2 protein-coding genes are annotated in these 736 nt (G+C 63.5%); both read left to right on the forward strand.

Annotated features, from left to right (window positions below; genetic code table 11):
- Positions 1-19: 19 nt before the first annotated feature.
- On the forward strand, positions 20-388 hold the full coding sequence (locus JCM12296_RS35330; RefSeq protein ID WP_054702849.1) for an energy transducer TonB: 369 nt from the start codon (positions 20-22) through the stop codon (positions 386-388).
- A partial coding sequence (locus tag JCM12296_RS35335) for a tetratricopeptide repeat protein (protein WP_422699305.1) occupies positions 389-736 on the forward strand: 348 nt, incomplete at its 3' end.

The following is a 736-nucleotide window of genomic DNA, read 5'->3' on the forward strand; positions in this document are numbered from 1 at the left end:
CCTTTGACATCAACCCAAGTTGACCGGCGGCCCCGTATCCCTGGCCATGCCGCCCATGGCATCGGCCGGGCTGGGCAGCCTCGGGCTGCCGGATGTGGTTGACACCACGGCCTTGGACCATCCCCTGGTCACCCTGACGCGCATTCCGCCGGCCTACCCCATGGCCGCCAAGCGCATGGGCATCCAGGGTTGGGTCAAGGTCCGTTTCATGGTGACCCACCAGGGCAAGGTGGATCGGGTGACCATCGTCGATGCCGATCCGCCGGAGGTATTCAACCGCAGCGTCACCCACTGTGTTTCCCGCTGGCGCTTCAAACCGGGCACGGTTGAAGGAATGCCGGTCAACTGCTGGGCCGAGACGACGGTGACCTTCCAACTGAGATCATAAATGGCGTGTTCCATGGGCAACAGCGGTTTGGCTTTAAACATTCGATACGTGCTCGCCCTTGTGCTGCTGGGGTTCTTTTCAGGCAACGGGGCCCTGGCCGCGTCCACCAACGACGAGATCCCCATGGCTGCGCGCATGGTGCTGACCCGCGCCGAAACGCTGATGGATCACAAGGACTATGCCCAGGCCATCAACGTCCTCACCACGTTTCAGTCCCGGTCACCGGCACCCCCGGCAGGCCAGCCGGACCCCAAGGGGGCGCACCATCCCCTGGTCTATTTTTATCTGGGCAATTGCTATCTGCTGCACGGCAACGCAGCCAAGGCCCAGGCGGCGCTCACCCAGGCC

The organism is Desulfosarcina cetonica JCM 12296, from assembly GCF_001311845.1.
In the GTDB taxonomy this organism is placed as follows: Bacteria; Desulfobacterota; Desulfobacteria; order Desulfobacterales; family Desulfosarcinaceae; genus Desulfosarcina; species Desulfosarcina cetonica.